The sequence below is a fragment of the Mangrovimonas sp. CR14 genome, from assembly GCF_011764015.1.
Classification (GTDB): Bacteria; Bacteroidota; Bacteroidia; order Flavobacteriales; family Flavobacteriaceae; genus Mangrovimonas; species Mangrovimonas futianensis.
On the sequence record NZ_JAAFZY010000009.1, the window covers coordinates 106,697 to 132,932 of the forward strand.

Genomic DNA, 26,236 nt, shown 5'->3' on the forward strand with positions numbered 1-26,236 from the left:
CATTATGGGAAAGATAACAGGATTTTTAGAATATCAAAGAGAAGTGGAGCCTTACCAACCAGTTAAGGATCGTCTCAAAAATTATAAAGAGTTTACAGAAAAACTACCAGAAGAAAATTTAAAGCATCAAGGAGCCAGATGTATGGACTGTGGTATTCCTTTTTGTCATAGCGGTTGTCCCTTAGGAAACCTTATTCCAGATTTCAATGATAAGGTTTATAAAGGAAAGTGGAAAGAAGCGGCAGAAATTCTGCATGCTACCAATAATTTTCCTGAATTTACGGGACGATTATGTCCGGCTCCTTGCGAAGAGGCTTGTGTTCTGGGGATTAATGAAGACCCAGTGACCATTGAAAATATCGAAAAAAATATAGTAGAAGAAGCCTTTAAAAATGGTTGGGTAAAACCCAAGCCGCCCAAGGTGAGAACGGGTAAAAAAGTAGCTGTTATTGGTTCGGGGCCAGCTGGTTTGGCAGCCGCACAACAATTAAATAGAGCAGGTCATCATGTGACTGTGTATGAACGGGATCAAAAAGTGGGAGGCCTTTTGCGTTATGGTATTCCAGATTTTAAATTGGAAAAGCATATCATAGACAGAAGAGTAGAGGTTATGGAGGCCGAGGGAATCCAGTTTCAAACCAATAGCCACGTGGGCGAAAACATCCTGGTTAAAGATTTGAAGAAAGAGTATGATGCCATTGTATTGTGTGGAGGCGCTACCAAACGCCGGGGGCTTCCAATTGAAGGGGCTGATGCCAAGGGAATTTATCAGGCCATGGATTTTTTAAAACAAAATAATCAGCGGGTTTCGGGAGAAGTATTTGAGGAGGAAGCGCTTTTAGCCAAAGGTAAAAAAGTGATTGTGATTGGGGGAGGTGATACAGGATCCGATTGCATCGGAACGAGTAACCGTCATGGAGCAAAATCGGTAACAAATTTTGAAATCATGCACAAACCTACAATTGAGAGACCGGTAGATCAACCGTGGCCTTATTGGCCCATGAGGTTAAGAACCAGTTCGTCTCATAAAGAGGGGGTGGAGCGTGTTTTTAGTATTTCTACCAAACGATTCAAAAAGGATAAAAAAGGAAATTTGACAGGCTTGGTTACCTGTGAGGTGGAATGGATAAATAAACCAGGACAAAGACCTGTATTACAGGAAGTGCCGAATACCGAAAAGGAATGGGAATGTGATATGGTGCTTTTGGCACTAGGGTTTGTGGGATCAGAAGATACTTTGGTGGATAAGTTTGGTTTGGAAACCGATATGAGAACCAACGTGAAGGCAGGTGAAAAAAACTACCAAACCAATGTAGCCAAAGTGTTTGCCGCTGGTGATATGAGAAGGGGGCAGTCCTTAATTGTGTGGGCTATTTCCGAAGGCCGACAAGCTGCTCACCATGTAGATGCCTTTTTAATGGGAACATCCTATTTGCCTTTAAAGGGTGACGGGGATTTGCCTAGGGTGTAAAAATTACTTTTTTGTATCTAAATATAAATGGGAAGGGCGGATTTGTAGTTCGTCCTTTTTCTATTTTTAGCAGCTTTTATTTACTACCTAATGTCTTTAACAACTTAATTCTTCCAAGTTAGCTTTTATTGGTTTATGATAAGGTTTTGTGATGAAATGATTTCGGATTTCTGATGTAGGTCGTCATTATGGTTGCAATGACAATCAAAATGGTGACCTCATAAGGCTTTCCTTTGTACATATGAATATATACAATAATAGTCATATAAAGAGCCAAAAGAAAGGTTCCGATGAGCATGGTTTTACGGTATAGAAACAAAGCGGTGGAAATTAAAAGAAAAACACCAGTAGCAATCATGATATTGCTATTGGCTAAAATTTTATCAGTTTGATTGGAGTTCAATAGTTTATCTAAAGCTTTTGGAATGTAGAACAGGGTTATGATTAATGAAGGAAGCCATGTCAATATTTTGCGTATTGGTTGTTCAAGTCCTTTACTAATTCTATACATACGCTATTCGGTATTTGTAAGATTGTTTAGAATATTTGCCTACTGGTTGTTTCAAACTGAAACTTCTTTTAATACAAGATAGTAAAATTGTGTTTTTTTTCAGAAGATAAATCAGACAGATAAAATCAAAAGCCCTTACTGGCCTTTTAATGAGATAATTCAATCTTCCTGATTCAAATATTTAAGCCCTTCATATAAAGCTATTAAAGGAACGGATCTATGGTCTTCCTTATCAAAATACGCAACTTTAATTTTTAAATCTGGCCCGAACCTATCACTTATTAAACTATAAAAAGCGTCATGTCTTTTTTTGTTTCTTTCAAAATTAGCTTCTCCTTGGTTCGCAGATGCGATGTAAAGTTTTTTATTCAGGCCTGAAAGAGAGGTGGAGTCAATTCTGTTTTTCATTATTTCCTCATCCCACCATATGCTTGGGTCTATGGCGATGTAGCTATCAAATAATCTGTTTTCATCCAAATAAGAATTTAAAACTAGAAGTCCTCCTAAAGAATGCCCTATAAGTGTTCTGGTTTGTTCTGTCCGGTAGGTTTTATCAAGAAATGGCACTAATTCTTTTTCAATAAAGTTTAAAAACTTTAGGCCTCCTCCCATTGTATTTGGTCGTTTGGTTTTGATTTTAGTGGTTGTAAAATCTCGTTCGCGGTCAACATTTTCAATGGCCACAATGATACTTTCTGGCATCAAATGATTACGGTTTCTTGCTGAACTCATAAAATGAACTACTCCAATAGTGGTTTTAAAGAAGGTGTATCCATCTAATAGTATAATGACAGGGTATTTTTGGTCTAATAAAGATGTTTCTTCATAGGAATCGGGAAGACTAATAAGACATGTCCTTTTTTCATTTAGAATATTGGACTGTATAACCAATTGATTGGTTATTGTTCTCCCTTCTATATTTTGGCTCTCGGTAATTTGTGTCCATCCTAAAAAAACGAATAGGAATAACAATTTTAAATAATTCATTTGAAGGAGGCGAGGGATTTGTTTATTCATGTATGTAAAGATAGGAACAGGTAGGTGCCTGTAAGCGACTTTTCTTAAGAAATCTAAGAGGTGCATGTGATTTTTTGCCCTATTGAATTGATCCTGTTTTAATTTAATTCTAACTTATTTAGTCTTCTATTCTGTTGTATTTTTTCAAGGTCTCAATAAGTAAATCATGTGGAAGGGCGTGTGCTTTATTGCCATTGATACCCTCCATGGTTTCTGCAGCTACCATGGCATTGATTATAGCTTCTTCAACAACTTGAACGGTAGCCTCAAAAACAGGCATGAGAAGATCATTAGACATGGTTTGAACGGTAGTCATCTCTCCTCGATTAAAGGCTTTCTCATTAGCGGTTGAAAATGCTAAAAAGATATCGCCCGAACCGTTGCTTCCACGGCCTCCTACGATACCAACCCCTAACGGTATTCTTTGTGCAATTCTTTTTAACTGATGAGGCAGAAGCGGGACATCTGTGGCTACTATGACAATGATTGATCCGTCACCTTCTTGTCTACTCGATTTGGGAGGTGCCTTATATTCATAATTTAGGGTGTCTTTTAGTTCTATTCCCACTGGAACACCTGCAATAGAAAGATTTCTTTTAGCCCCAAAATTAGATTGTACCAAAGCCCCAACTGTATACTGGGTGTCATTAATCTCAAAGACCCTAGAAGAAGTGCCAGTGCCACCTTTAAAACCCAAACACATCATGCCAGTACCGCCACCAACATTGCCTTCAGCTATTTTGCCGCTACTTGCATTTTTAATAGCTTCCAAAACATGGTTTTCTTTAACGTGAAAACCGTAAATATCATTTAAAAAACCATCATAGGTTTCGGCTACAACGGGGTAAGTATACCACCAATTCTCTCCACGGTACCAATCGGTGTCAACAAACCATTTCAATACGGCTTGCCTCACTTCTCCAACGCTGTTGGTATTGGTAATCATGATTGGTGTTTCTAGAAATCCAGATTCGGTTACCCATGTTGTACCCGTCATTTCTCCATTCCCATTTAGACTATACCAATTGGCGTAAACTGGACTGAATTTTTTAGCTTTTCCACGAGGAAAAATGGCGGTGACACCAGTTCGAATAGGTCCTTTACCAATAACATTCTCACCCTCACCAGAAATGATGGTGCTGTAACCTACTTCAACACCTTTTACGTCAGTAATGGCATTGTTCAATCCTGGCACTCCAACAAAAGGAACTCCTAAATCCCTAGCTCTTGGTTTTTGGGCATGGGAATAAAAACATAGCAATAGGGTTATTATGAATATCGAAATTCTTTTCATAGGAATGGATTCAGTTATTAATGATTGGTTTTTTCTAATAAATAAGGATTTTCAGGGATTACCACTGTATTTTGAATCATAGTCCACCATCCATTCAATACCATATTTGTCCCGAAGCATTCCAAAATAGGAGCCCCAAGGGCTATCTGAAATGGGTACTTCTATAGTGCCTCCAACTGAAAGCCCATTAAATAACTGGTCTGCTTCCTCTTTGGAATCGGCACTAATGGAGATTTTACTTCGTGTTTCATTTTCATTATGCTTCCCCATAAATTCAGGCGTGTCACTGGCCATTAATAAATCTGTTTCGCCTATAGGTAATGCAATATGCATGATTTTTTCAGCTTCGCTTTCAGGAATGGGGTGTTCAGAATTTGGAAGGTCTTTAAAACGGATGACCATGGCAAAGTCTCCACCAAAAACAGATTTGTAAAAGGTAAATGCTTCTTCAGCGTTACCATTAAAATGGATGTAAGGATTTATTTGAGCCATATCTTTTTGTTATTGGTTTTCAGTTAAATAAGTTCAATATATTTTCTCAAATAAAAAAGTAATGTCCCTAAAAAAGGAATATCTTTTGCTAAAAAATAAAAAACCAGACATTTTCAAGCTCCTTATCGCTTTTAAATATCTGGTCTTTCAATACTTTTAACTTCCTAAAAGGAAATAGGAGTTTATGAATGCATATCTATCACAAACTCTTCTCTGGGGATTCTTACTTTTTTCAAAGGTTTCACCCAATCTTTTTCTTCATCAGAATACCCAATGTAAATTAATGACACACTTTTAAGTCCCATCTCTTGCAATCCAAGTACTTCATCCACAACTTGGTTGTCAAAACCTTCAGCTGGACAGGTGTCAATTTTTAATTCGGCAGCTTGCGCTAGGGCTAGACCTAATGCAATGTAGGTCTGTCTCGAAGTGTGGGCAAAATTAACTTCAGCCGGAAGATCTAAATAGATTTCTTTCAATTTGTCAGTGTAACTACTAAATCTTCCACGAGGTAATTCACGTTCATCAGTGGTGTAGTCATAAACTTTATCAATTCTTTCAGCCGTGTAATTGTCCCATGCTGCAAAAACCAAGATATGGGAACAATCTCTCATAGAATCTGGATTTAAAGCTCCTGGTACTAACTTTTCTTTAATTTCTTGATCTGATACTAAAATAAGTCTGAATTGTTGCAGACCAGAAGAAGTTGGAGCTAGTCTGGCGGCTTCAATTATTTTTTCAATATCGGCTTTACTTACTTTTTTGTTTGGGTCAAATGCCTTTACCGCATGTCTCCATTCAAGATTCTCTATTAATGACATTTCTTATTATTTTAATGATTTGTTGTGTTTAATGTAACTTCAATGTTGTTTCTGGTGGCATTGGAATAAGGACAGATCTCATGTGCCTTGTCAGATAGAGATTTAGCTTCTTCCATGGAAACGCCAGGGATGTTTATATCGAGTGTTACGGCTAGCGCATATCCGCCATTAGTTACCATGCCAATGCTGACATGGGCATTAACAGTGGTCGTGCCAGCATCAACTCCCTTTTTACTTATGATAAGATTTAAGGCACTGTCAAAACAAGCGGCATAACCTGCGGCAAATAACATCTCAGGATTTGGGTAGTTATCCGATTCTCCTCCCATGGCTTTTGGAAGGCGAACTTCTAGATCTAGTATACCGTTGTCGCTTTTTACATGTCCATTTCTTCCACCAGTTACTTTGGCAGCTGTTGTATAGATTGTTTTCATTCTTATTTATTAATCTGGATTAAAATTTGTTCAATGATTTCTTTTAGTTCTTGCAATTGATTGATTGGAATATTAAATGATGACGCCATTTGATCAGGAATACATTCGGCCTTTTCATACATTTTTTTACCCGAAGGCGTCAAACTAATTTGAACAATGCGTTCATCATTCTTATTTCTTTTCCTTTCTATTAGCTTTTTCTGTTCCAGCCTTTTCAGCAATGGGGTTAGCGTACCACTGTCTAAATGCAACTTGCAGCCTATTTCAGAAACATGCTGCTCACCACTTTCCCACAGAACAAGCATGACCAAATATTGAGGGTAGGTGAGGTCTAAGTCCTTTAATATGGGTCTGTAGAGGTTAATCACTTCTTTGGCTAACGTATAAACAGGAAAGCACACTTGATTACTTAATTTTAAATTTTCTGACATGACTTTTAAAACAGAATGCAAAAGTAAAGCACAATTAAATTGTGCGCAATTTAATTGTGCTAAATATTTGTGAAAATGGCCTGACTACTTTTATGAAATTAACTTATGTGAAGTATAAAAATGAAAGGACTATTGTTTCCTTAAACTTTGAAATCTCTTTATATGTAGGCTTTTTAAAAAATATAATTCTTAGGATTTCATATGATTTTGGCTATCTATTGAAGCGTTTCGAATCCATAACCAAGCATCTCCTATATCATCATCTTGAACAATTTTGGAAAACATAAAACCATTTTTTTCCAATATTTTTGTGGAAGCATTATGTTCCGGAGCAGTTTTGGCAATGACCTTTAAATCAGGATTCTCTTTTTCTACAATAGATATAAGAGCTGCACAAGCAAAGGATGCCACGCCTTGTCCTTCAAATTTTTTGAATGTCCAATAGGCAATTTCAACAGCTCCATCTTTTGGACTTCCAGTGAAACTGCAAGTTCCTACTACCTTGTCGTCCTTCAAGATCAGGTAGGCAATCCAAGGAGGGATAAATCCTATTTTTGGATAGTAACTTTCATAAATGCCCAACAATTGCTGGCTTTCCGGAGAATCAAAAATGGGGTTTAATTTGTTCTCGTTTAATTCTAGAGCTCTTAATCTCACTTTAAATTATTTTTGGTCGTTACTTAACAAATGTATGGTCCAACAAATCATTGCGATGTAATGTTTTAAGGATTAAGTTAAAGCTACATATTAAATTCAAAAGTTGTAGAATATTATCTGAAAGTTTGATGTTCAAGATTACTACTTGGTTGAGGATATGGCTAATTTTAAAGGCAGGAATTTAAGAAATTGGATTCTCAATTCAATTTCTTCACTACCTTTGCAAAGTCATGAAACCATTAAGAAATTATGATGATTTATGAGGCGGCAACCTTGTTTTGCAGCTCTTTTGTGAATGGTTTTAAGGACAAGAAATACAGACAAATTTAATTAGCTTAGTGAAAATGATGGATTCGGATGTTAAACAAATAACGGAGCTTGAAGCTTATTTTTCAAAGTTTAGGGAGCATATTGTAGGCAATGATCAGGAATTTGAATCACCTTATGGCAAGAAAAAAATCTTGTATGCCGATTGGACAGCCAGTGGCCGCTTATATCGACCAATAGAGGATAAACTGCTCAATAACATTGGTCCATTTGTGGCTAATACACATACCGAGACATCCATCACAGGTTCGGCCATGACTTTGGCCTACCATCAGGCCAGGACGATTATCAAAAGGCATGTCAATGCCTCTGCAGATGACGTTTTGATAACGACAGGAACGGGCATGACTGGAGCTATCAATAAATTTCAGCGTATTTTGGGAATAAAGCTCAATGAGAACCTGAAAGATCACACAAATGTTCCAACAGAGAAAAGACCAGTTATTTTTGTTTCTCACATGGAACATCATTCCAACCAGACTTCTTGGCTGGAAACCATTGCCAAGGTAGAAGTTATTCCTTCGGATGAAAGAGGGTTGCCTTGTTTGGAGAACTTGAATGCACTGTTGAAAAAGCATCAATCGGTTCCATTAAAAATAGCTGCTATAACAGGTTGTTCTAATGTGACCGGAATTAGAACCAATTATCATGATATTGCCAAATTGATGCATCAGAACAATGGGCTATGTTTTGTTGATTTTGCCTGTTCAGCACCTTATGTTGCTATTGATATGCATCCTGAGGATGAAGAACAATATTTGGATGCCATTACATTTTCACCACATAAATTTTTGGGTGGTCCTGGGTCTTCAGGTGTATTGATTTTCAATAAGAAACTCTATAAAAATCTTGTGCCCGATAATCCGGGAGGCGGAACAGTTTCCTATACAAACCCATGGGGAGATCATGATTACATCGATGACATAGAAACCCGTGAAGACGGGGGTACTCCAGGCTTTTTACAGGCTATAAGAATAGCATTGTCCATTCAGCTTAAAGAAGAAATGGGTGTTGAAAACATTTTGAAAAGAGAGCACGAACTCAATAAAATTGTTTTTGATAGACTTTCAAAAATTGACAATCTAACAATCTTAGCAGAAGAGCACACCGACAGATTGGGTGTATTTTCATTTTATATTGAAAATGCGCACTACAATTTGGTTGTCAAGTTACTTAATGATCGCTTTGGGATACAAACCCGGGGTGGTTGTTCTTGTGCAGGTACCTATGGACATTACCTATTGCATGTAGATCAGTTGACTTCAAAAGCCATAGAACAGAAGATATTAGAGGGTTGCCTTATGGAGCGTCCAGGTTGGGTAAGGATGTCCATTCATCCAACCATGACTAATGAGGAATTAGAAAGTATATGTGATGCCATTGAAGCAGTATCCAAATCTTTTTCTGAGTGGGGCAAGGATTATACATACAACGCCTCCAAAAATGAATTTACTCATATAGATAACATCCATACCGAGCAGCTTATTACCGAGGACTGGTTTGATTTAAAAACAACATAAAATTCGTTGTGGATTTTTCATGTTGCGAGTAAGGGTTAGAGTATCCTTACTATTTTTAATCACCATTGTTCTATGGTTGAAAATTTTGGATGTTAAAATGCTTCTGCAAAACTAATATTGAAACCATGGATGCCATTTGGGCCAAATCCCCAATCAAATCTTAGATTGGTTTGGTGCTTGCTGTCAACCATAATTCGTAACCCCGCGCCATAATTAAGCCAAAATCCATCCAGTTTTAAATCGCGATATTTGGATGCTACTCTACCGGTGCCTACCCAACCTACCATTCCAAAGATGTTCCATATGGGTAAACGATATTCTACTTGAGAATCAACCAAGATTTTATCTCGTATAGCACCTTTATAATACCCTCTCATTTGTTTATCTCCACCTAATTGTGCAAGTGCATAGAAAGGTACGTCACCACTAGTTCCAAAGGTCGTGGCTTGAAAAGCAATGATGTGATTGCTCCATGGGTTTAAGTATTTTCTGAGGTCAATCTCCCAACTCGAGAATTTAAATTCACTACCTAGAAACGAGGGGTAAAGAGTGTAGGATATTTGAGCAAAATGGCCTCCTTGGGCATTGTAACGGTTTTCTCTACCCTCAATTGCCGCAATCGCTTTTAGACCAAAAGCAAAGCCACCTTCATTACCAATGACATTGTTGGAGTAGAGATAACTATCGGGATTTGCTTCAATATCAAAATAATCTGTGAGGTCCAAACCAATCCCCGCATAGAGGTTCTTGACTTTCATCTTTTTAAGGCCCCAGGCTTCAAATTTAAATCGATTGGTTGATATCTGTTCAATATCATCAATGGAGACATCATTACCAATACCTAAAAAGTACTCCGGCGTTTTTTTATAGTTGATGTAGCTAATAATTAAATAGTCATTGTTTTTAAACATTAAATCGGTCGAAACAGATGCATTTATTCTTCCTTCCGAGGAGAAAGTGACCACTTCTGACAGTCGCGATGGTTTGGTAAGTGTATCATTTTTATAAAGGTTAAACACATTGAATTTGGCAAGACCATAGGTGTGACCGGCTTCCGATGAATAGGAATAAATGGGGACAGGTATATAGGTGAATAAATATTCAGCTTTTTTGTTGAATTTGTCAAATTTTGAAGACTTTTCATTCGATGTGGAGTCAGTCGTTTGTTGACCTATTATTGTGAAGGGAACCAAAAATAATATGACATAACATAGAGTGATGTGATACCATTTATTCTGTCTGTTTTTTTTGTTGGTCATGAATAGTCTTTTAATTACTTGAAAAACAGGTTTTTATATCAAATATAAAATTAAAAGTTGATTATTTGCCTAGAAATTATTTTTGATTTGTAACATCATTTTTATTTCTCTTATGAATTTTGATTTTGTTCAAGGGAGTTTTAAATGATTTAAGGTGAGGTAATTAGATAAATGTCGTATCTTATAGAGATAACTAAAACCTTCCGATATGAAAAAAGCAGTTTTTAAATTCAATTTAAAAACCATGATGTTCGTGGTTTTGTTCCTTTTGGGAATTCAATTAAATGCCCAAACAGCAGAAATGTCTTATGCCGTTTCAGCCGATAGTCCAACCCTAAAATGGAATCCTGCCCCAGATTTTTTTCCAGGGTGTACATTTACCATTTTACATGGGGATATAGAAAAGCCAAATTTAGATTTTCTCTTCAAGGTAGAGCCTGATACGTTCATTATGAAACATACGCACACCTCACCTGAAAGAATGATATTGATTTCTGGTACCATGGAGGTTACTTATGAAGGTGAGAAAACGCAAGTGCTCAAAGCAGGTTCGTATGCCTACGGACCAGCTAAAAAACCCCATACTGCAAAATGCCTGAAAGGTGATCCTTGTGTGTTATTTATCGCCATGGTAGATCCGTTTGATGCGGTACCTATTCAGAAGTAGTAAAAGGATGAAAATGAATTAAGATCGGAAAAGGTGGCCAATTGGGCGCCTTTTCTTTTTTCAAAATGAAAAATGAAATAGAAAGAAAGAACTCTGCTTTAATAAATAACATTCCTTTAAGACAATCCTAAGTTTTAATTAGGATAATTTGATCATCAAAACCTTAATTTTATACATGAACCTTAAAATCAATTTATTATGACAAATGAAGAAATAAAAGGAAACTGGAATCAAATAAAAGGAAAAGTTAAACAAAGCTATGGCGATTTGACTGATGATGACCTTACTTTTGCAGAAGGTAAGTTTGATGAAATGCTTGGAAGAATCCAAGAAAAAACTGGAAAGACCAAGGAAGAATTGAGAGAAGAAATTGCCAAATGGTAAGTAGTTATAAAAGTTAAAAATCCGCCATAAGGCGGATTTTTTTATTCTCAAAAGGATGTATTGAAAAGTATCCTAGTCTTTAGGAATTTCTAGATGCCATTGGGCACCACTTATGTCTGTCATGGTTATGGTGTAAACTCCTTTAGGAAGGTTTTTAAAATCAGGATGGTTCAAATGAATTTTGGCTTTCGAACCTAAAGGTACTTTTAAACTATGCTGAGAAGGGGTTGCCTTAGCTACATAATAATTGTCAATTTGCTTTGGTAGTAGGGCAGCCAGATCTTTTGAATCAAATTGAATGACTTGATCTTGATGCGCATCAAAAACTGAAATTTCAATGACCCAAGCACCATATACGTCCACACCCTCAGTTCTATAAATGTCGAAAGACAATTCGTTATTTGAAAAAGAGCCTTCGGTAAGTTCAAAATTTGGTTTAACAGATTTATTGTGCAGTGTTCCCCAAAGACCGCCATGAAAAACTTGATTGGTCAATAAAGTGATTGCTAGTATACTGAAAGAGCCTATTAAAACGACATTTTTAAAAAGACTTTCTTTAATAGGTAATACTCCAGACCCCAACCATGAAAACCACTTTTTGGACTTTAAAAAGGGGTGTTTTTTAAGCAACCAGTAATCCATAGAGTAATGGCTGCTTCCAGTTAAGAAAAGAGTGAATCCTGTGGCTATACCCAATATGCCTATTTGCCATTCGTCCAAACAGGTAGTGCCTATCCAGCCTGAACCTAATAAAATGCCCATAGCCAAGAAAAGGACTCCAAAACCCATCAAGCGAGTCCCCAATCCTAGTATAATAAATAGGCCAACAAGACCTTCTATTATTGTGAAAATTAACATGTTTATCCACAAGGCATCGGGGTGTTCCACTAAATATTGAATGATGGGTTTTATTCCTAAAGCATGAGGTAAAAAATGGTTGAATTTTTCTCCAATATATCCTGGTAAATCTGGGTCCAGTTTATCAGTTAATACAGTTCGTCTCCAAAGAGCTGAAAAATAGGTCCAACCTATCACCAATCTAAGAGCTAGAGTGAGAAATCCAGCGTTTTGTTTATAATGAGTTTGTTTCATGTTGTTTTTATTAAATGGTTAGTGTTAAATATCCTTTTTTGATTAATTGAAAACTTTTTAAAATACCGTTTTCAGCAATTTTTATAGAATTTGGTAATTCTTCAGGATTTATATGGAATTTTTTCAAGGATAACCCGCAAGCCAAGATTTGAATATGTTGCTCTTTGGCTTGTTCTAGTAGCTTGTTCAAATCTGGGTCGTTTACCATTTTTGAGACTGTTTTTCCGCAGAAGATGACAATGAAATCTCCAAATGTTTTCCCGTCTTCATTTTGAAGTTCCTGAGCAGTTAATAAAATGGGATTTAATTGTTTGATGTTTTTTGAGATAACTAAATAGTTTTGCTTGTCAGGGTTTTGCGCTTTAATATGGGTGGTTCCAAAGAGTAGGAAAACCATAGTGATTATATAATATGAAATATGATTCATTGTTAAATTTGTTTAAGTATTGAATAGCTTAACTTTAAGAAAAGAGCTAAGCAAAGAATAAGGTATAGCAACATATATGCTGTTAACCTTGAGTTTTATTTGTTATAGATTTTAAAGAGGAATCAGTTTTATAGGAACTGATGTGGTAACCTTATAAGGAGCCTAAATTAAATAGTCCTTGAAGTTTTGATACAAAATGTAATAGGGCTTAGGAGGGGTGATTTGATAATCTATCTCCTTAATTTTTGAAAGTGGCCCTATGGCTTTTTGAATGTCCCAAACCACCGGGTATGCGAAATTGCTAAAAGACAATTTCTTAGTAGGCTCAGACTTTTTTGATATAAAGTCTAAGGTTTGGTTGTCAAAGGAATGACAACTTATATTTTTTAAAGTCGTTTGGCTTTTGTTGGAAACCTCCGTTTTAGGAAATCCCAGCTCTTCTTGAATAAAGTTTCTGACTTTACAAGGTGAAACGATGAGTAGCAATACCAACCCCCAAATAGAAAATACATATTGGAAAGGGGTTATTTGTTTTGGCTTCATCATGTTGTAAACCTATAAAAAATATAGGAGGATGGTTTTAATATTTTCTTAAAAAATCAAAGAAGAATAAAGCTATTTCTGGCGGGTATTGGCAAAAGAAAGGCATAGATTCAGATTAAAAATCCCTAAAATGACTTTTACCATTTAGAGCCAATTCATACTCATGCTTGCTCAAAATATTCTCATCCAATACCATATTCACTTTACAGATGGTGTCCAGAAATTGATTGACCAATTCTGGATTTTTTTTAACCTTTTTTTGTAGATAATTATAGTCCACATTGATACAAATAGCGCCAACTAAACCAGTTTTTTCTTTGAAAATAGGAATGGTGGTGCATTTAAATTTTCGAGACCCAATATTCAATTCATAATTCAATTTGTCCTCATTTATGGAGTTCCTGCGCTTTAAATCCATTACTAGGTTGGTTGCCGGAGCCTCAATATTTCGACCTGTTACGTTATTTTTTATGCAATTTAATGCTTTGTATGGATTGCTTAAATTGTGAAGCAGAATTTCTATGCCACAATCTGGAAAGCTGTCCCCTATAAGACGAACAATTCGTTTGTAGTTTTCTAAAAATTGTACTGAATCATCTAGCACCTTATCCCCATCATATATTTTATATAATTTATTGTAAGCATTCAGTTCGTCATGCTTTAAAATTTGCCTGACATTATTTTGTTCTCCAATTAAAATTAATTGCTCTCCAGCCTGGTAATTTTTATGTTTCTTTAATTCTGATACTGCTTGATTAAACAATTTCAAATCAAATTGTAACATGTTTTTATCGTCTAGACTAAATGGATAAAAAGGGTAGTTCTCCAACGGACTCCCTTTTTGCCTTTTCCGTTCCTTGTAACGTCCATAAAGAAATCCGACACTCATCAATAGGAGTGAAGCAATTAAGCCGTAAACAATATTTAAAAAGCCTTCTAACATGATGTATTTTTTTTAAGTTGGTTAATCCGAAAAAAGTGTAGGTTTCAAAACTGAAATGGCGTATGGGAATATCTCTAAATTACAATAAGTTTTTGAATTGGTTGATTTTAAGTTAGTTGGGGATGGGTGTTTTTAGACGCTTTTTATATGATTGGCTATTTGAAGATATTTTATTTGTTATTGGAAATAATGGCTAACTTTATGCAAAACCTAACCAAATCAGGCAAACCATGGAAGAAAATATTCCTGCTGAATATGACATAGATACCCCTTTAAAGCAGACAGATCTCAAAATTCTGGCAGAGGCAAGACACGCTATGGAACACCCTACTTGGTTGATGAAGTCTTTGAATATGGTGGGGGATGGATTGGAATCTACGGTTAGGAAACTACCTAACAAAGTGCAAATTAAATTGCAGAATAGTATTGAGAAGATATTGATGACAACTATTAAGGCGAATCTCCTAACTATTCAAAAGGATAAAGAATTTCAGAAGCCCAAAAAAGGTTTATATAAAGGAGTTGTAACCTTGACTGGTGGCGCTAGTGGCTTTTTTGGGTCTGCTACCGGAGTAGGAACGGCTTTGTTTTTTGCTGAGTTAGGAGTGTCTACTAAATTTATTATGCGTTCCATAATGGATATTGCTAGGAGTGAAGGGGAGGATATTTATTCCCTAGAAGGTCAACTGGCATGTATGGAGGTCTTTGCTTTGGGTGGACAAAAAAAGTGGGATGATGATATGGAGGCAAGTTACTATACCACTAGGTATATGTTATCAACAGCTGTCAATCAAATGACTCATTCTGGACTTAATAAAACTTTAGCAACCGCTATCGCATATACGGGAAATTTGGGATCAGATATGCTTTCCAAATTTGTATCAAACATCGCTGGCCGATTAAGCGCATTGTTTTCTGAAAAATTCCTCACCCAAGCTGTTCCTGTTATTGGTGCGGCTGGAGGTAGTGGTTTGAATTATGTTTACATCGATCATTTTCAAAAAATGGCTAAAGCCCATTTTGCCATCAGAAGGTTGGAACGTGAATATGGTCAAGAGGTTGTTAAAGAAGCCTTTGAAAAACTTTAGTATTTCAACTTATAACCCAAGGTTAATTTCGCTGTTGATAAGTTAAAAGTATATCTATAATCTGAAAAATCAGTAGAATATACACCTGTTTCATAAGATAAAGTGGCGTAGTATCTTTTAAAACTGTAAGAAGCAGCTAATGAAGCGTCCAGTTTGTAGAGCCAAGGATCCTTAGGCCGATAGCTGTCCTCTTCTAAGGTTACTTTTTTATTCATTAGAGCAATTCCTGGCATTGCAGTAAAGGTCACAATGATGTTCTCTGGCAAAACAAAAGCTGATAAGAGACCTACCATTAAACCTGCCGCACGCCCATTATATCTTTTTATTTTCAGTTCTTCATTCAACTCATTAGTGACTTCTGGGGGTAGGATATTCCCATCAGCAGAAAAATAATCAAATACAGCAAAAGTACCCACACCTCCTGTAACATAGACATTTTTATGGAACTTAGGTAATCCTGCTTTCAAAAGAGTATATGAAAATTCAATATCAGAAAATGTGTAGAGGTAATTAAATCCAATAGTTCTCGATTTTACATCTCTTCTAAAACGGGGGATTTCTCCCAAATCATTTTTGTTATTATAGCCATTGTAAATTTGAAAGTAGCCATTTATGTAATGCCGTTTTCTGATGATAAAGGACCCTTGCAAGTCAAAGCGTTTGGTGACTTCCCTGTTTCCGTTCCTAATATTAAAACCAACATCCAACATGGCTTTGCTATTTGCAATTCCCAATCCTAAATTGAATCGGTTTTTAGGAACATAGCGGGTTTTGAAATCATCATGAGTCAGTTTAAAGGATTTTACCTTATAATCTGAAAATAAGCGAAGGGAATAATTCTCTAAATCATGGTCTATAAATAAGGAGTCAATAACTTCCCATGGACTCATGTACCGTTTCTTTCCATTTGATTGGGAAAAAAGGACAGCAGGAAATACTAAAAAGCAAAGTAGAATCCAAAAAGGTCTCAAAGGGGTCAATTTTATTTCATAATGATTCCCAAATGTATTATTTCGTTTATGGATTGCCAAATATTCCCCTTATCAGATTAAAATTAATTAATGATAAGGGAAATACTTAAAAAATAGTAAAGGTCTTAGGCAAAATATTTTCTTTTAAGCCAGAAGGATACCTTCACCAATAAGATGAGAGCTGGAACTTCAACTAGGGGACCAATGACTCCGGCAAAAGCTTGACCAGAATTGAGTCCGAAAACGGCAATCGCTACCGCAATGGCCAATTCAAAATTGTTTCCAGCTGCCGTAAAGGCTACTGATGCGGTCTTATCATAAGTGCCTCCCATCGCTTTGGTAAAAAAGAAGCCAATGATAAACATGATCGCAAAATAGATTAATAGAGGAATGGCAATTTTAACCACATCCAACGGAATTTCAACAATCAACTCCCCTTTAAGTGAGAACATAACCACGATGGTAAATAAAAGCGCCATTAAGGTTATTGGCGAAATGGTAGGGATAAAGGTGTTTTGATACCAATCCTCACCCTTCATGTTTACCAAGACGATTCTACTTAAGAAGCCCATGACAAAAGGAATACCCAAATAAATAGCAACACTTTCAGCGATAGTTCCAATTGAAATGTCTACAATGGCACCCTCAAATCCAAAGTATGGTGGGAGAACGGTAATGAAGATCCAAGCATAAAAACTATAGGCAAACACCTGAAAGATGCTGTTTAAAGCCACCAAACCTGCACCATACTCACTACTTCCTTCGGCTAAATCATTCCACACCAAAACCATGGCAATACACCTAGCTAAACCGATTAAAATAAGGCCGACCATATATTCTGGTTCGTCTTGTAAAAAAATAAGAGCCAAAACAAACATCAACACCGGGCCAATAACCCAATTCAGAATAAGGGATATGGACAAAATTTTTACATTTTTAAAAACCTTAGGTAACAAGGCGTAATTAACCTTAGCCAAAGGTGGATACATCATTAAAATGAGTCCGATGGCAATGGGAATATTGGTGGTGCCACTACTGAAGGATTGAATGGTATCTGGAATGGAAGGTAGGAGATATCCCAAACCAACCCCAACAGCCATGGCTAAAAAGATCCAAAGTGTCAGGTTCTTATCTAGAAAATTAAGTTTTTTGATTGCCATTAGTTCTTAGTTATTTGGGAGAATACATAATAAAATTCAGAAGCAATTTGATCGCATCTTTCTTGATACTTTTCGGCCTGTTGTGGTGTGTTGTCAAATGCCTTGGGATCTTCAAACGTTACTGGAATTCGTACTTCGGCACCAGGAACAAAAGGACAGCCTTCATCTGCTTGGGAGCAGGTCATAATGGCTGCAAACAAGGAAGATGGATTAAAAGGATCGTCCATTTTTTTAGAAAACCCAATAATAGCAGGTTCGTTTTTATCAAACTTAATACTGTAAACAGGATTGGGTTCCTGCGATAATGTTAAGATGTCAAATCCCGTATTTTCAAGTGTTTTTGCAATCATAGGGAAAAGTGCCGTAGCCTCTGTTCCACCAGAATAACAGGAAACATTTGGAATTTGGAAGTAATGAGCCATGGTTTGGGCCCAAACTTGTGATAAGTGACTTCTTCTAGAATTGTGGGTGCAAATCAAGTTCAGCCTTACAGGTTGCTTCTTGTTTACTTTTTCTTGGATGTAATCAATTAAAGGTTGAAGAATTTGTTTACGGTTTTCCAAAATTTCTTGGTTACCTATGGATTCAATGTATTGGTTGAGTTTTAAATTCATTGTTGGTAAATTAAATGCCTGTTTTAGGACTTCGTCTTTCAAAAATGATATTGTTTTTCCATTGGCCATGAAGGCAGCCTATGCGCTCTCTGTAACCTATTTCCCGGAAGCCACATTTTTTATGCAGTGCTATGCTAGCTTTGTTCTCTTCCATAATTCCACATTGTAGGGTCCAAATATGGTGCGTTTCGCTTTCAGAGATGATATGGTTTAGTAATTGGGTTCCCGCATGATTTCCTTGGAAATCAGGATGCACGTAAATACTCACTTCAGCTACACCACGATAAACTTCTCGGGAGGAAACGGCTGATAATGCAGCCCACCCAATAACTCGATCTCCTTGATTTAAGGTGAGCCTGCAAAATGGCAAGTGTTTGCTATCCCAAAGTTCATAGGACGGAACTTCTGTTTCAAAAGTAGCCATTCCTGTTAGGATGCCCATTTGGTAAATGTCTGCTACCTGCGGATAATTATGCTTGTCAATGGAACGAAAATTCATGAATATTGTTTAACAACAGCCAGAACCGGGTTCGCAACAAGAGCTACTTTGTAATTCTGAAAGTTTGATTTTAGGTTTGGAAGCCGGAGCAGGAATACCACATTTGTCCTTGGCCAAACAATCTGTTTGCTTGGTGGTTAACAAAAAGCTGGTCCCATCAAAGTCCAATCCGAATTTTTGAATGGTTTCTCCTTGATATTCAACTTCAACTTCCCAATCCTCTATGCCCAAAGCTTTTTCTGATAATTGAATGATATGTACCAGTTTTTCAGGGTGCAGTCGGTGATCATAATCGTTCGCATTCCAAAGTTGGAAATTCACTACGGTTTCATTTCTCACGGTTCCGCCACAATCAATAAAGTGTTTGGCGATTTTTCCTATTTCGGTTACGTGAAAATGACTAGGAACCAAATCTCCATTAGGTAATTGGAAGGAAAGGGTTTCTAAATGTTCTAAAGCTGTTTTTACTTGATTTAATGTCATCTGTCTTAATGTTAATTGTAATAATACGATGAAAGGGATTAAATTTTTTTTAGCAACAATTCGTTTTGGGTAGCTCTTGGTTTAAAAAATGTGTCATTATATGAGCCATTTTTTGCCATTGATCCATGTCTATGCAATAGCAAACACTAGTGCCTTCTACATTGCCTTTGATAAGCCCTACATTTTTCAATTCTTTTAAATGTTGGGAAATAGTAGGTTGAGCCAATCCAATTTCCTCAACCAAATCGCCACAAACACAAGCGTTGAGTTTGAAAAGGTATTGAAGAATGGCTACACGGGCAGGATGCCCAATGACTTTAGCAAACTGAGCTAAGGTGTTTTGTTCTTCGGTAAATATTTCTGTTTTGGTAATACCCATTAATTATTGCTTTATTGCAATATTACGATTAAATGAAATAACGGGCAAATAGTTTTGAAAAAAAATGATTTAAATGGCTTCTCCGAAGGTTAATAAATTGGAATCTGGATCCAATAAGGAAAACTCCTTTTGCCCCCATGGTTTGATTTCCAGGTTTCCATTTGGGTGAATGTTTATATTCTTCTGAAGTAGATCATTATAAAAGGTATCAATATCTTTAACGCGAATATAGACTTGTCCATAATTTTCCTTGGGATTCAATGTTGCGAATTCAAAGAAATGAATTTCAATGAGATCTTTTTCAAGCATTAAGTAACCTGGATAATCGTGTTTTCCCAAGGGTCTAAAACCTAGACCTTCCACATAGAAAGTTTTGGTCTTTTCCTTAGACCGCATAGGAAGTTTGGGGTGAATATGCGTTAACAAAACTTAAGCGATCTTTTTTCTTGAAATGGCGATACCTATTTTTCCACCCAACCAAGCCATAGGGAAATAAGCTAATAATAAATCGGTTGCCGTAAACCACATAGGTCCCATAATCATAAAATTGACAAGAATACCACCAATAAAAAACAAGGCTCCAACTATCATGGCCAATCTCAACTTGTTTCCTTGAGCAATTAGGGCAGTAACAAAGGCTCCAACCAAAGTCCCAATAGCATGGGCTAAAAATGGGAATAGAAAATATTTAGACTCCAGGGTAGGCATTATCTCTGCCAAGGCTTCCATATCATTGGGATCAATTCCTGGAATGGGGTAAACACCGTGGCCTGTGCTTACCAGTCCCATGTTGACAATGCTTCCTACAAACCATCCGGCTATGACGGCTAATACATTTCTAAGTTTCGGGTTCATCTTTTTTTAGTTAGTTGTTCTAAAAGGCAAGATAGGGTTTTTAATGAAATGTTGACTTCATTATTGATTAGGCTGCCCTTTCAAACTGGAGACATAAGATTTAAATTGATTTAAAATGGCTTGCCAACCATCTCGTTGCATATCGATAGGATTTTGGCTTTCCGGATCAAAAACAGTGGTGACAATGACACCTTGAGAATCTCTTTCAAACGATGTTTTTACGTCACGACCATCTTCCAATTTATAAGTTAGAGATGACTGCGGATCGACATGGGAATAAATGGCCTTAAAGTCAAAGCCAAAACTACCATCTTTTGCTTCCATTCTTGCGAAATAAGTGCCACCTTCTTTTAGGTCATTTTTAGCTTCCGGACAGCACCAATCATCTGAGGCAAAATTCCAGTTGACAATATGCTCAGGACTCGTATATGCTTCCCAAACCGTTTTTAAATCGGAAGGAATGGCGGTTTGAATGGTTATTTTTTCCATATGAATTATTTTAGGCGTTCAAGTTTACCTTTGCGTTTAACAATGTTTTTATAATCCCACTGAATGATTTTGGATTGCTCAATCCAATGATCGAAATCGTCCCAAACAATGTCCTGAGACAGTGAATAGGTAATGGAAGCATCCTTGAATTTTTTGCCTTTGTCAGGCGGACTGGGTTCCGAAAAACTAGCACCGCTCCAAAACATCAAGCGTATGCCCGCCTTTAACTGGCTATAACCTACAATAGGATTGCCATTGATAAACCAAACAGGGTGTGCATGCCAAATTTTACTTTCAGCTTTTGTTAAAGAAGTTTCTATCCTTTCCGCTAGCAACTGACAGATTTCTTTTTCTGGACTGGATTTGGATTGGTTATAAGAATGAATATCTGGATGCATCTTATTGAAAATTAGTTGTCCTATTCTAGAAAGATAGGATTTTTAATAGAATCATAATTTAAACAATGATCACTAAAATTTTACAAGTTTAAGTTTTAAATTTAATACCATGTCTATTGAGGGCTAAGTCTTCCGTCTGATAATCAGGGGTATTTTATTTAAAATATCATAGGTCTCCTTAAATGGAGGCTTTTTTTATATTCTCACTTCATTTGGCTTTTTGTAAAAATAATTACATTTACCTCATGACTAACAAAAAAACAACCACCAGTTTGAAATCATTTTTTAAGTATTCATTATTTGCTACGACAGCACTAACCCTTATGCTATTTTCCTGTAAAAAGGAAGCTGAAAAACAACCTGAAAAAGCAGAAGATGTACCCTTGATTTCTGTTAAAGACGGACGCTTTTTTAAAGGCGATCAACCCTACTATTTCTTAGGGACCAATTATTGGTATGGGCCTTTGTTGGGAGCAGCCCATTCAGGTGATAGGGAACGTCTCATTAAAGAATTGGATTTTATGAAATCGGCAGGGATTGATAATCTTAGGATATTGGCTGGAGCCGAAGGTGTGGGCTCAAACTTTAGGGTAGATCCTTCTTTGCAACCAGAACAAGGAAAGTATAATGAAGACCTGTTGGATGGCCTAGATTTTTTATTAGCTGAAATGAAAAAGCGTGAAATGTATGCGGTTTTGTATCTAACCAACAATTGGATCTGGTCTGGCGGTATGAGTGAGTACCTGCAATGGAATGGTTATGGAGATATACCCAATCCCAGAGTCAACCCAAGAGATACTTGGCAAGATTATATGGCCTATACCATGAAATTTCACGAGTGTGATCCTTGTAAGCGAGCATACTACAAACATGTGGAGTTTATCATGACGAGAACCAATAGTTATACTGGTTTAAAATATACCAATGATAATACCATCATGTCCTGGCAATTGGCTAATGAGCCAAGAGTGATGGTTAGTGCAAGGTATGAAAACGCTTATACAGATTGGGTGAATACTACTGTAGAACTCATGGAATCTTTGGATAGTGTTCATTTGATTTCCACTGGAGCAGAAGGAAAGGCGAGCTATTTGCAAGATATAGATATGTACACAAGAGTTCATAAAAACAAGGATATTGATTATTTAACCATGCACATGTGGCCGAAAAATTGGGAATGGTATGATGTCAACAATGAGAAGGAAACCACCCAAAATGCGATTAGGGAATCCTTAGATTATATAGATGAGCATATGTTAGTAGCCCAAAAGTTAAACAAGCCGATAGTGCTATCAGAATTTGGTTTTCCAAGAGAGGGAGAAAGCACTTCTAAGGAGGCAAATATTGACAATAGGAATGTTTATTACCAAGTCATGATTGAGCAAGTAGTGAAAAATAGAGCCTTAGAAGGCCATTTGGCTGGCTTGAATTTTTGGGGATTTGCAGGTTATGGCAAAGCCAATGGCAACCCCAATGGTAAGTGGTTAAAGGGCGACGATTTCCTGGCCGATCCTCCACAAGAGCCTCAAGGATTAAATTCGGTGTTTGCTACAGATCATTCTACTATCAAAATGATTAAGGACGTCAATAAATTATTGAAGCAGCCAAAATAATGGTGGTTTAGAAGAGATAAAGTAATAAAGAAAAACCTTGGGCTACCAAGGTTTTTTTTTGGTAATGGGTCGCTTTACAATGTTATAAATTTAAAGTGCTCAGTATTTAAAAAGCTAAAAAATAGGAACATTTATTTAGGTTCTTGATTAGTTTTCTGTTTTGGTGATTTTGTCTGGTCAGGATAGAGCAAACTGACTACAACCATGCTAACACAACTTGATATGGTTCCATAAATAGTGGCATCTATTCTTGTCTCATAAATGAAACAAAACAGCCAGGTAAGACCGCCAATGATGATGGCTGCCCAAGCTCCTATGGTTGAGGCTTTTTTCCAAAACAAGCCAAAAGTAAGCGGAGCAAAAAGACACACTAAAATAAGACTTAGAGAAGCAGCCACAAGTCCTACAATATCAGAATCGTCAAAGGCAAAATAACAGGAAATAGCCGCTACCAAAATCACACTCAGTCTGGTGTAAAGTAGTAGCTTTTTATCTGCAATGTTCTTTTTATAAGGTTTGATTAGGTTTTCTGCAATAACGGTTGCCGGTGCCAACATGGCCCCACTAGAGGTACTTAAAATAGCTGATATCATGGCCCCATAAAATAGAATTTGCACGGGGATACTTGTCATTAGTTTTACCATGGATGGTATGATATCCTGGCTGTTTCCGCTAGTAGATAATTCAGGATACAAGTAAACACCTCCGAGCCCTATGATTAAGGGAATACTGGGGATGATAACCATTAGAAACGCTCCTAGGTAGAGTCCGTTGCGGGCCGCTTTTTCATTTTTAGCCGAAAAGACACGTTGGTAGATTTCTTGAACGGGAATCGCACCAGCCGTAAAAGCAAGGATCAGAGCAATGTATTCAGACCAAGCATCTAAATCTTTTTGAGGACATAAATCAAAAAATGTACTAGGTTGGTTTGCAAAAATAGGGGTGATACCTTCTGTTTTGTGCAATACTTCAAAGAGGAGTATAAACAATCCCAACAAAATCATGACGCTTTGTACCATATCGGTATAGGCGACTGCCCACATACCTCCTATGTAAGTATAAAAAACCACTATTGAAGCACCTAATAAAATACCATAACTAAAAGGGATGTCCATAACAGCATGAAACAAATAGGCCAGGGCTACAAATTGGGCTGCAATCCAATGTGGATAAGAAAAAACCATTATCAGAGAAGAAGCCGTTTCAAGATTTTTAGAATACCTAACCCTAAAAAAATCGTTAATCGTTACAATTTGCATTCGGTACAACTTCCTGGCATAGAAAGTACCTACAATAAAAAGGCAGATACCTCCAGTTAGGGTCAGGGTGATGTAGGATGAAAAGCCATCTACAATAAAATAACCTGGATTTCCCATAATTTGACTACTTCCAAACCAGGTGGCGAATAAGGTGACACCTACCAGGGACGTTGACAAACTTTTTCCCGCAAGAGCAAAATCACCAGAAGTTTTAATTTTTCTGGAAGCCCAAAACCCAATTCCAAGTGTCGCCAACAGGTAACATATTATAAAGAAACTTACCATTGTTAGAATAGCATTAGTTAGTGTTGATATGAAAAAGCACCTTAAAGGGTTAGAATATGGAAGGTTACATAGATTGGTTTCCTAATTTAATAAATAAAACTGGGAATATGCTGTAAAAGAGTGTTTTATGGTTGATTTCTGGAGAGGTTCAATTGAAAGGGGTTTGGAATAGCATTTTATTCCTTTCGATATGCGGTCAATTCCATTGGGCCAGTGGGAATGGCATAGAGTTTTAAATATTCGGTATTAACCTCTTTAATTGGAATTGAACCACTTCTTTTTCCATTATAATACATGGATACAAAAAAGGTAGGGCCTATTTGTTCAATAATTTTCTTTTCGCCTTCTGTTCTCTTAAAACGTTCCAGTCTTTCTTGGTCCCAAAGTTCTTTATTAAAAACAAATTCTGATGCTCGTCCGTTTTCCATTAAGACAAAAGTCAGTTTCTCTATTTCCTCCTTTTTCAAGGTAGTGACGGTCGGTTCAAGTCTGTAAAAGTCACATTCAAAAACAGCCTCGGTTCCATTTACTTTGCCGGGGACGAACCATTTTAAATGATTGTCACTGACGATTTCATATGTTGAGGTTTTGTTATTGTCTTGGTTCAACAAATTGCCTTGATCCATTTTCAATGTCGTAGCTTTTGCCTGAAGCGAAAAATCGGTGTAAACGTCCACACTGCCATTGTTGATGTCCAAAAGCTGGAAACCGGGGTTGCCTTTTTGACCATTGCCAGAGTGCATCTCTTTCAAAATCCATTTCCCATTTATGTTTTGTCCAAAAGAAGTATGAGATATCATTATGAGTATTATGACTATTGATACGTGCTTCATATTTATTAAATCGGTATGTACTAGGTTAGCTTGTTTTTTGTTTGAGTATTTTTTGAGGTTGATTTATAATTAGAAAGAGTGACGACATTTAAAGAAAAAATAATGGAATTTTTTTATACCACACCCGGTGTTTTGCATGATTTCTTATTCCCACAACAATTTACTTTCTAAAGTTTCTAACTCACCATCTTCATACTTGTTTGCCACAGTTATATGGTCATTGGAAATATCCATTGACCATATAATTCCGTAAATCTGACCTGATCCACCTCCGGCATTCCAACATTTTGGCAAGTTGAATTTGGCTTCTCTTTGGGAGTCAGTATCTACAACAGATAATTTGACGTATTTTCCAAAATCCCAATCAACCTTCACATACAAACTATCATTATCACTAGTAAAGTTGCCATATGCCATTTTGGGATAATAATCTACACGCGTTATAATTGGTTCAGGATTTTTTACATTAAATATTGTTACATATCTACAATCAGTACCACAGCCATTAATTAATGCAAAACTATTTTCAGTAATCCATTGTATGTTGTTGGTAAAGGGAATACCAAATATTTTGTACTGTTCTGTGTATAGATCAATTTCATAAGATGATTTTGAATCGCCATATTCGGCAGTTAAATTTTGCCAATCATTTTCAGGTTTGGAATAGATTTTTAAAAACTTATTATTTGAAATTGTGTCAATCCAAAATAGGGTTTCATCTTTTTCAGAATTAATAATTTGTGGTTTTGTTTCTAAAGAGGTCCTGGAATTTTCCTTTTGAATACAACCAAAAAAGGTTAGGATTATGTATACTATCGTAATTTTTTTCATACCTCAAACAATGGGATAAATGTTGTAGATCTGTATTATTCCTTCCAATTTACATATAATTCCCTCATAAACCAATGCCCTACTTATCCGTGTTTCTTGATGGCATCATCTCAATAATATACTACCTAGAGTCACTGTCTGTGTTTTTTGTACATTTAAGTTCTCGAAAGGGATTAATCGTCAAATAAT

The 26,236-nt window shown here is 36.6% G+C and carries 32 protein-coding genes; 6 read left to right on the top strand and 26 right to left on the bottom strand.

The window, feature by feature from the left end; all coding sequences use genetic code 11:
* The first annotated feature begins 4 nt into the window (after positions 1–4).
* Positions 5–1,471: a glutamate synthase subunit beta gene (locus GZ212_RS15530; RefSeq protein WP_166962260.1), complete on the top strand. Its 1,467-nt coding sequence runs from the start codon at positions 5–7 to the stop codon at positions 1,469–1,471.
* Positions 1,472–1,604: 133 nt separating this feature from the next.
* Here the strand turns inward: GZ212_RS15530 and GZ212_RS15535 are convergent, their stop codons facing one another.
* The 8 genes from GZ212_RS15535 to GZ212_RS15570 form a co-directional block, all read right to left on the bottom strand.
* Positions 1,605–1,982 carry a hypothetical protein gene (locus GZ212_RS15535; protein ID WP_240923835.1) on the bottom strand — a complete coding sequence of 126 codons (378 nt, stop codon included), beginning with the start codon at positions 1,980–1,982 and terminating at the stop codon, positions 1,605–1,607.
* 159 nt (positions 1,983–2,141) lie between these two features.
* The gene (locus GZ212_RS15540) at positions 2,142–2,999 is read right to left on the bottom strand and encodes an alpha/beta hydrolase (RefSeq protein ID WP_240923836.1); all 858 of its coding nucleotides are present in this window, start codon (positions 2,997–2,999) and stop codon (positions 2,142–2,144) included.
* Positions 3,000–3,117: 118 nt separating this feature from the next.
* Positions 3,118–4,293: a P1 family peptidase gene (locus GZ212_RS15545; RefSeq protein WP_166962263.1), complete on the bottom strand. Its 1,176-nt coding sequence runs from the start codon at positions 4,291–4,293 to the stop codon at positions 3,118–3,120.
* A 51-nt stretch (positions 4,294–4,344) separates the two neighbouring features.
* A complete protein-coding gene (locus GZ212_RS15550) occupies positions 4,345–4,785 on the bottom strand; it encodes a VOC family protein (protein ID WP_166962266.1) in 441 nt (146 codons plus the stop codon).
* 182 nt (positions 4,786–4,967) lie between these two features.
* Positions 4,968–5,606 (bottom strand): nitroreductase family protein, encoded by a 639-nt coding sequence (locus GZ212_RS15555; protein ID WP_166962269.1) that lies wholly within the window; start codon positions 5,604–5,606, stop codon positions 4,968–4,970.
* A gap of 11 nt (positions 5,607–5,617) precedes the next feature.
* Positions 5,618–6,040: an organic hydroperoxide resistance protein gene (locus tag GZ212_RS15560; protein WP_166962272.1), complete on the bottom strand. Its 423-nt coding sequence runs from the start codon at positions 6,038–6,040 to the stop codon at positions 5,618–5,620.
* A 2-nt stretch (positions 6,041–6,042) separates the two neighbouring features.
* On the bottom strand, positions 6,043–6,471 hold the full coding sequence (locus GZ212_RS15565) for a MarR family winged helix-turn-helix transcriptional regulator (protein ID WP_166962275.1): 429 nt from the start codon (positions 6,469–6,471) through the stop codon (positions 6,043–6,045).
* A gap of 189 nt (positions 6,472–6,660) precedes the next feature.
* Positions 6,661–7,128 carry a GNAT family N-acetyltransferase gene (locus GZ212_RS15570; RefSeq protein ID WP_166962278.1) on the bottom strand — a complete coding sequence of 156 codons (468 nt, stop codon included), beginning with the start codon at positions 7,126–7,128 and terminating at the stop codon, positions 6,661–6,663.
* 344 nt (positions 7,129–7,472) lie between these two features.
* Here GZ212_RS15570 and GZ212_RS15575 point away from each other — a divergent pair, with 344 nt between their 5' ends.
* On the top strand, positions 7,473–8,975 hold the full coding sequence (locus tag GZ212_RS15575) for an aminotransferase class V-fold PLP-dependent enzyme (protein ID WP_166962281.1): 1,503 nt from the start codon (positions 7,473–7,475) through the stop codon (positions 8,973–8,975).
* A gap of 92 nt (positions 8,976–9,067) precedes the next feature.
* On the opposite strand, the gene GZ212_RS15580 is transcribed toward GZ212_RS15575, so the two are convergent.
* The gene (locus GZ212_RS15580; protein WP_166962284.1) at positions 9,068–10,234 is read right to left on the bottom strand and encodes a BamA/TamA family outer membrane protein; all 1,167 of its coding nucleotides are present in this window, start codon (positions 10,232–10,234) and stop codon (positions 9,068–9,070) included.
* Positions 10,235–10,442: 208 nt separating this feature from the next.
* Between GZ212_RS15580 and GZ212_RS15585 the strand changes: the two genes are divergently transcribed.
* Complete coding sequence (locus GZ212_RS15585) at positions 10,443–10,901, top strand: cupin domain-containing protein (RefSeq protein ID WP_157492051.1); 459 nt, start codon at positions 10,443–10,445, stop codon at positions 10,899–10,901.
* 198 nt (positions 10,902–11,099) lie between these two features.
* A complete protein-coding gene (locus tag GZ212_RS15590) occupies positions 11,100–11,285 on the top strand; it encodes a CsbD family protein (RefSeq protein WP_166962287.1) in 186 nt (61 codons plus the stop codon).
* A gap of 72 nt (positions 11,286–11,357) precedes the next feature.
* Here GZ212_RS15590 and GZ212_RS15595 read toward each other — a convergent pair whose 3' ends face one another.
* The 4 genes from GZ212_RS15595 to GZ212_RS15610 form a co-directional block, all read right to left on the bottom strand.
* Positions 11,358–12,377, bottom strand: coding sequence for a TQO small subunit DoxD (locus tag GZ212_RS15595; RefSeq protein ID WP_166962290.1), 1,020 nt, complete (start codon positions 12,375–12,377; stop codon positions 11,358–11,360).
* Between the two features lie 10 nt (positions 12,378–12,387).
* A complete protein-coding gene (locus tag GZ212_RS15600; RefSeq protein ID WP_166962293.1) occupies positions 12,388–12,804 on the bottom strand; it encodes a DsrE family protein in 417 nt (138 codons plus the stop codon).
* 162 nt (positions 12,805–12,966) lie between these two features.
* Positions 12,967–13,350: a hypothetical protein gene (locus GZ212_RS15605; RefSeq protein WP_166962296.1), complete on the bottom strand. Its 384-nt coding sequence runs from the start codon at positions 13,348–13,350 to the stop codon at positions 12,967–12,969.
* 112 nt (positions 13,351–13,462) lie between these two features.
* Complete coding sequence (locus GZ212_RS15610) at positions 13,463–14,290, bottom strand: PAS domain-containing protein (RefSeq protein ID WP_166962299.1); 828 nt, start codon at positions 14,288–14,290, stop codon at positions 13,463–13,465.
* Between the two features lie 230 nt (positions 14,291–14,520).
* Here GZ212_RS15610 and GZ212_RS15615 point away from each other — a divergent pair, with 230 nt between their 5' ends.
* The gene (locus GZ212_RS15615) at positions 14,521–15,378 is read left to right on the top strand and encodes an EcsC family protein (RefSeq protein ID WP_166962302.1); all 858 of its coding nucleotides are present in this window, start codon (positions 14,521–14,523) and stop codon (positions 15,376–15,378) included.
* On the opposite strand, the gene GZ212_RS15620 is transcribed toward GZ212_RS15615, so the two are convergent.
* From GZ212_RS15620 to GZ212_RS15665, 10 genes are all read right to left on the bottom strand, one after another.
* Entirely contained in the window at positions 15,375–16,268 is an 894-nt protein-coding gene (locus GZ212_RS15620; protein ID WP_166962427.1) for a DUF4421 family protein, read from the bottom strand. The genes GZ212_RS15615 and GZ212_RS15620 overlap by 4 nt on opposite strands.
* Positions 16,269–16,474: 206 nt before the next feature.
* The gene (arsB, locus tag GZ212_RS15625) at positions 16,475–17,509 is read right to left on the bottom strand and encodes an ACR3 family arsenite efflux transporter (RefSeq protein ID WP_206080467.1); all 1,035 of its coding nucleotides are present in this window, start codon (positions 17,507–17,509) and stop codon (positions 16,475–16,477) included.
* Positions 17,509–18,123, bottom strand: coding sequence for a low molecular weight phosphatase family protein (locus GZ212_RS15630; RefSeq protein ID WP_166962305.1), 615 nt, complete (start codon positions 18,121–18,123; stop codon positions 17,509–17,511). Before GZ212_RS15630 ends, arsB begins: the two co-directional genes overlap by 1 nt.
* Positions 18,124–18,133: 10 nt before the next feature.
* Entirely contained in the window at positions 18,134–18,622 is a 489-nt protein-coding gene (locus tag GZ212_RS15635) for a GNAT family N-acetyltransferase (RefSeq protein WP_166962308.1), read from the bottom strand.
* 9 nt (positions 18,623–18,631) lie between these two features.
* A complete protein-coding gene (locus GZ212_RS15640; RefSeq protein WP_053970403.1) occupies positions 18,632–19,105 on the bottom strand; it encodes a DUF6428 family protein in 474 nt (157 codons plus the stop codon).
* Between the two features lie 49 nt (positions 19,106–19,154).
* Positions 19,155–19,484 (bottom strand): helix-turn-helix transcriptional regulator, encoded by a 330-nt coding sequence (locus tag GZ212_RS15645; protein WP_053970376.1) that lies wholly within the window; start codon positions 19,482–19,484, stop codon positions 19,155–19,157.
* Between the two features lie 69 nt (positions 19,485–19,553).
* The gene (locus GZ212_RS15650; protein WP_166962311.1) at positions 19,554–19,910 is read right to left on the bottom strand and encodes a VOC family protein; all 357 of its coding nucleotides are present in this window, start codon (positions 19,908–19,910) and stop codon (positions 19,554–19,556) included.
* A gap of 3 nt (positions 19,911–19,913) precedes the next feature.
* Positions 19,914–20,339, bottom strand: a complete 426-nt coding sequence (locus GZ212_RS15655; protein ID WP_166962314.1) for a hypothetical protein — start codon at positions 20,337–20,339, stop codon at positions 19,914–19,916.
* Positions 20,340–20,399: 60 nt separating this feature from the next.
* Positions 20,400–20,828, bottom strand: a complete 429-nt coding sequence (locus GZ212_RS15660) for an SRPBCC family protein (protein WP_166962319.1) — start codon at positions 20,826–20,828, stop codon at positions 20,400–20,402.
* A gap of 5 nt (positions 20,829–20,833) precedes the next feature.
* The gene (locus tag GZ212_RS15665) at positions 20,834–21,226 is read right to left on the bottom strand and encodes a DUF1801 domain-containing protein (protein WP_166962322.1); all 393 of its coding nucleotides are present in this window, start codon (positions 21,224–21,226) and stop codon (positions 20,834–20,836) included.
* A 245-nt stretch (positions 21,227–21,471) separates the two neighbouring features.
* Here GZ212_RS15665 and GZ212_RS15670 point away from each other — a divergent pair, with 245 nt between their 5' ends.
* The gene (locus tag GZ212_RS15670) at positions 21,472–22,839 is read left to right on the top strand and encodes a beta-mannanase (RefSeq protein WP_166962325.1); all 1,368 of its coding nucleotides are present in this window, start codon (positions 21,472–21,474) and stop codon (positions 22,837–22,839) included.
* 131 nt (positions 22,840–22,970) lie between these two features.
* Here the strand turns inward: GZ212_RS15670 and GZ212_RS15675 are convergent, their stop codons facing one another.
* From GZ212_RS15675 to GZ212_RS15685, 3 genes are all read right to left on the bottom strand, one after another.
* Positions 22,971–24,353, bottom strand: coding sequence for a sodium:solute symporter family protein (locus tag GZ212_RS15675; protein WP_166962328.1), 1,383 nt, complete (start codon positions 24,351–24,353; stop codon positions 22,971–22,973).
* Positions 24,354–24,559: 206 nt separating this feature from the next.
* Positions 24,560–25,216 carry a hypothetical protein gene (locus tag GZ212_RS15680; protein ID WP_166962331.1) on the bottom strand — a complete coding sequence of 219 codons (657 nt, stop codon included), beginning with the start codon at positions 25,214–25,216 and terminating at the stop codon, positions 24,560–24,562.
* Between the two features lie 144 nt (positions 25,217–25,360).
* Positions 25,361–26,047: a hypothetical protein gene (locus tag GZ212_RS15685; RefSeq protein ID WP_166962334.1), complete on the bottom strand. Its 687-nt coding sequence runs from the start codon at positions 26,045–26,047 to the stop codon at positions 25,361–25,363.
* Between the last annotated feature and the right edge of the window lie 189 nt (positions 26,048–26,236).